Annotated in this window: 3 protein-coding genes and 1 pseudogene; 2 read left to right on the plus strand and 2 right to left on the minus strand. The window is 68.8% G+C overall.

Annotated features, from left to right (window positions below):
- Together FKP22_RS27885 and FKP22_RS27890 are read right to left on the minus strand one after the other, a co-directional pair.
- Window positions 1-326: pseudogene (locus FKP22_RS27885) on the minus strand (MFS transporter); the annotation flags it as partial.
- Entirely contained in the window at window positions 323-808 is a 486-nt protein-coding gene (locus FKP22_RS27890; protein WP_141291284.1) for a MarR family winged helix-turn-helix transcriptional regulator, read from the minus strand. The gene FKP22_RS27890 and the pseudogene FKP22_RS27885, both read right to left, overlap by 4 nt.
- 89 nt (window positions 809-897) lie before the next feature.
- Here FKP22_RS27890 and FKP22_RS27895 point away from each other — a divergent pair, with 89 nt between their 5' ends.
- Both FKP22_RS27895 and FKP22_RS27900 read left to right on the plus strand, forming a co-directional pair.
- Window positions 898-1,482, plus strand: a complete 585-nt coding sequence (locus FKP22_RS27895; RefSeq protein ID WP_141291286.1) for a PaaI family thioesterase — start codon at window positions 898-900, stop codon at window positions 1,480-1,482.
- Between the two features lie 126 nt (window positions 1,483-1,608).
- Window positions 1,609-2,227 (plus strand): c-type cytochrome (locus tag FKP22_RS27900; RefSeq protein WP_170201135.1); only part of this gene is annotated, 619 nt, incomplete at its 3' end.

The following is a 2,227-nucleotide window of genomic DNA, read 5'->3' on the forward strand; positions in this document are numbered from 1 at the left end:
GCCAGGATCAGCCCCGTGCTGCTGTGCATCAGCGGGATCAGCGCGGTGCCGGTGCAGACCAGCAGCACACCCAGGATCAGCACCCGCCCCGGGCCGTAGCGGTCCGCCACCAGGCCGGCGAACGGCTGGGTCAGGCCCCACCAGAGCTGGCCGAACGCAAAGGCCAGGCTGATCTGCGCCAGGCCCAGCCCGGTCGAGCTGTTCAGGTCGCCGAGGAACAGGCCCATGGACTGGCGCGCGCCCATGGTCAGCGCGAAGGTGCCGCCAGCGGCCAGCAGCACCAGCCAGACGGCGGGCGCCGAGAGAGAAGCAGGAGTCTTCGTCATCGCGGGGTCTCCGGTGTGTCGGCCATCAGCTGGATCACTTCGTCCAGCAAGGCATGCAGGCGGGCCACGCGTTCGGTGCCCATGCGTTGGTTGAACGCCAGCTGAGCCTGCTTCCAGGCCAGCTGGGATTTCTGGCGCTTGGCCTGGCCGGCGTCGGTCAGCGAAATGCTGCGCGAGCGCGCATCGGCGCCCGGGCCCATCTGCACCCAGCCCTGCGCCATCAGCGGCTGCAGGTTGCGGGTCAGCGTGGATGGCTGCAGCGCCATTGCCGCGGCCAGGTCGGCCGGCCGCACCGGCCCCATCGCGGCAATGTGGCTGAGCAGCGTGTACTGCGAGGTCTTCAGCCCGGTCGCCTTCTGGACCACGCTGTCGAAGTGCAGGCTGACCAAACGGTCGGCCTGGCGCAGGCGCAGGTTGCTGCAGCCGCGAGGCAGCTTGGGCGGCTCCGCCAGGGCAGGAGGGTCGATCACGGGATGTGCCATGCAAATTATTGTAGCCACAACTGTTGCAACTACAACTATTATGATAACCATATCCCGCCTCCCCCTCCGTTCCCCCTCAGGAGATGCCCATGCCCTCTGACAACCAGGCCCTCTGGCACAGCATTGCCGCCTTGTCGCCCGACACCGCTGCCGGTACGCTGGCCCGCTGGCAACAACAGGAAGCCGAAGCGCGACGCCAGCTCCTGCAAGCCGGCGTGGCCAGGCCTGAGCAGTTGCAAGGGCTCAGCGGGCTGCAGGTCTTCGAAGGCATCAGCAAGGGCGAGCTGCCGTATCCCCACGTCAGCGAAGGCGCGGACATCTGGCCCATCGAGTACGAGGCCGGTCGCTTCGTGTTCCAGGGCCACCCGCCGCAGCGCTTCCTGAACCCCATGGGCACGCTGCACGGCGGCTGGATTGCCACCATGCTGGACTCGGCCGTGGGCTGCGCAGTGCACACCACGCTGCCGGCCGGCGTGGCCTACACCACGGCCGAACTGAAGATCAGCTACCTGCGGGCACTGACGCTGAAGGTGCCGCTGGTGCGTGCCGAAGGCCGGGTGATCAACACCGGCCGCCAGCTTGGCTTCGCCGAAGGCCGGCTGTACGGGCCGGACGGCAAGCTCTACGCCCACGCCACCACCACCTGCCTGGTGATGACACCTTCAGCGGGATGACGCACCACGTGCATCCGATGAGGGATGCGCGCGCTGCGGCCTGCCGCGACACTGCCCACTTGCCCGCCTGCGACACCCCGCTGCCGGCGGTTCCTGTTGTGTGGTTGAAGGCGAATGCAAGCAGTGGTGGAGACAAATGCCGGCGAGCAGCGGGCTGGCAACCAGCATCGGTATGCAATCCCGGCCTTGGCCGGGCTGCTGCTGCTGGCCTTGTTGGCGCTGCTGGCCGTCTGTGGCTGGGCCTTGCAGCAGCATGACCAGAAGCGCCTGCGCGTGATCAGCCTGCCGGCCTACCCGCTGGCACTGCATGACGACAATGCCAGCCTGGCCCGCGGCCGCTACCTGTACGACACGCGCGGCTGCGCCGGCTGCCACGGCCAGCAAGGCGAAGGCCGGCTGTTCATCGACGACCCGCTCACCGGCCAACGCGCCGCCGGCCCGAACATCAGCCCCGGCCCGGGCAATGTGATCGCCGGCTACAAGCCTGCCGACTGGGAGCGCGTGCTGCGCCACGGCGTCAAGCCCAACGGCCAGCCGGTGCTGCTGATGCCCTCTGACGACTACAACCGCCTCAGCGACGACGACGTGGCCTCGCTGGTCCAGTACCTCATGCAGCTGCCACCGGTCCCCGGCCGCGCCGCCGTGCTGGAGCTGCCCACCTCGCTGCGGCTGCGCCACGGGCTGGGCCAGTGGCAGGACGCAGCCGAGAAGATCGACCATGCCCGTCCGCCCGAGCCTGCCGAGC

Origin of the sequence: Ideonella azotifigens (genome assembly GCF_006519715.1) — a bacterium.
GTDB classification, from domain to species: Bacteria; Pseudomonadota; Gammaproteobacteria; order Burkholderiales; family Burkholderiaceae_C; genus Ideonella; species Ideonella azotifigens.

Excerpts from the sequence above, each read along its gene's own strand:
- FKP22_RS27890 (WP_141291284.1), bottom strand. The coding sequence starts at position 808 with ATGGCACATCCCGTGATCGACCCTCCTGCCCTGGCGGAGCCGCCCAAG.
- FKP22_RS27895 (WP_141291286.1), top strand. The coding sequence starts at position 898 with ATGCCCTCTGACAACCAGGCCCTCTGGCACAGCATTGCCGCCTTGTCG.